This is a genomic window from Sphingomonas sp. (assembly GCF_035910975.1).
GTDB lineage: Bacteria > Pseudomonadota > Alphaproteobacteria > Sphingomonadales > Sphingomonadaceae > Sphingomonas.
Genome location: NZ_JAMHWM010000030.1, coordinates 1 through 1,621, shown reverse-complemented (window position 1 = coordinate 1,621; position 1,621 = coordinate 1). Strand labels below are relative to the sequence as shown.

Genomic DNA, 1,621 nt, shown 5'->3' with positions numbered 1-1,621 from the left:
CTCGCGGCCCGCCCGGCTTCTCGGCCTGCCCGAGCCGGATCGGGAGACGCTGGAGCGGCTGCTGACCGCCGCCGTGCGCGTGCCGGATCACGGCAAGCTCGAGCCCTGGCGCCTGATCGTCCTGCGCGGCGTCGCCCTTGGCCGCTTTTCCCGCGCGATCCGCGATCGCGCCGAGGTGACGGGCCAGGATGGCGAGAAGGGCGCGCTCGCGTTCGAACAGGCGCCGGTCGCGGTCGCGGTGGTGGCGAGCCCGGTCGAGAGCGAGAAGGTGCCGCAGGTCGAGCAGACGCTGTCCGCCGCGGCGGTGGCGCTGTCGCTCCTGAACGCGGCGCTGGCCGAAGGCTGGGGCGCGAACTGGCTCACCGGCTGGCCCGCCTATGACGTGGAGCTTCGGGAGAAGGAGCTCGGCCTCGCCGACCACGAATGGATCGTGGGCTTCATCCATATCGGGACCGGGGTGGGCGAGGTGCCGGATCGGCCGCGACCCGACCTCGCGAAGATCGTCACCTGGGCTGACTGACGGAAACGGGTTGACCGGGGCGGATTGAACCGGGAGCCGCGGCGGGGGAGTGTGATGGGCTTGATCGTGGATTTCGGCCGGGCGCTCGGCCAGATGGGCGATCCCAGATTTCTGCGCGTTCTGTTCGGCTCCCTCGCGCTCACCATCGTCGCGCTGGCGCTGGTGTTCTGGGCCGTCATGCTCACGCTCGGCTGGATTCTGCCCGGAACGGTGACGCTGCCCTGGGTGGGGCAGGTCAGCTTCGTCGACGATCTCGTCTCCTGGGCCGCGGTAGGGCTGATGCTGGCGCTATCGGTGTTCCTGATGGTGCCGGTCGCCGCGGGCGTGGTCGGCTTCTTCCTCGATGCGATCGCCGCGGCGGTGGAGGCGCGGCACTATCCGGCGCTTCCGCCGGTCACGGACCTGCCGATTGGCCAGCAGATCGGCGACGCGCTGCGCTTCGCGGGCATCGTCGCCGGCGTCAATATCGTCGCCTTCGCGCTCTATCTCGCCTTCCCGCCGCTCGCCCCGGTCATCTTCGTACTGCTGAACGGTTATCTGCTCGGGCGGGAATATTTCCAGCTCGTCGCGGCGCGGCGGCTCGGTTTCGCGGCCGCCACGGCGATGGGCAAGAGGCATTTCTGGCGCATCTGGATCGCCGGCATACTCATGGCCGTGCCGCTGACGATCCCGATCCTGAACCTGTTCGTGCCTATCTTCGGCGTGGCGGTGTTCACCCACCAGTTCCACCGGCTGAGCTAAGCGGTTCGCGGGAAACGGCAATCGGCATGACTAAAAGACCGCCGGCCCTCACGGGCTCCGGCGGTCTGAAAACGAACCCGTCAGAAGTGTGACGTTCAGCGAGTCGGGCGACGCCGCCTGGTCTCTACGCGAACCGGCACCTTCGCCGACTGAGCCGCGGAGAGCCGCGCCACGAAATAGGCAAGCAGCGCGGCGGCGGCGCCCAAAAGTGGCAGGGTCGTCGGAATGCTCACGTCGCTGGCCTCCCAAAGTTTGCGATCTTGTTGGTCGCGATCAATCATCGCGTGACGAGGCTAGCACGATTTGCACCAAAGTCGATTGGTGATTCACGCCTGGCGCGAGAGCGAGTGGCGAGTTGCT

Annotated in this window: 3 protein-coding genes; 2 read left to right on the top strand and 1 reads right to left on the bottom strand. The window is 67.9% G+C overall.

Translation table 11 applies throughout. The annotated features are described in order from the left end of the window. Both VYI76_RS12425 and VYI76_RS12420 read left to right on the top strand, forming a co-directional pair. Positions 1–520: nitroreductase family protein (locus VYI76_RS12425; protein ID WP_326525118.1), on the top strand; the 520-nt coding region annotated here is incomplete at its 5' end. Positions 521–574: 54 nt separating this feature from the next. Continuing rightward, positions 575–1,261, top strand: coding sequence for an EI24 domain-containing protein (locus VYI76_RS12420; RefSeq protein ID WP_326525117.1), 687 nt, complete (start codon positions 575–577; stop codon positions 1,259–1,261). A gap of 95 nt (positions 1,262–1,356) precedes the next feature. On the opposite strand, the gene VYI76_RS12415 is transcribed toward VYI76_RS12420, so the two are convergent. After that, positions 1,357–1,542, bottom strand: a complete 186-nt coding sequence (locus VYI76_RS12415) for a hypothetical protein (RefSeq protein ID WP_326525116.1) — start codon at positions 1,540–1,542, stop codon at positions 1,357–1,359. Positions 1,543–1,621: the final 79 nt, after the last annotated feature.

Coding starts and splice junctions, on each gene's coding strand:
- VYI76_RS12420 (WP_326525117.1), top strand. CDS start 575: ATGGGCTTGATCGTGGATTTCGGCCGGGCGCTCGGCCAGATGGGCGAT.
- VYI76_RS12415 (WP_326525116.1), bottom strand. CDS start 1,542: ATGATTGATCGCGACCAACAAGATCGCAAACTTTGGGAGGCCAGCGAC.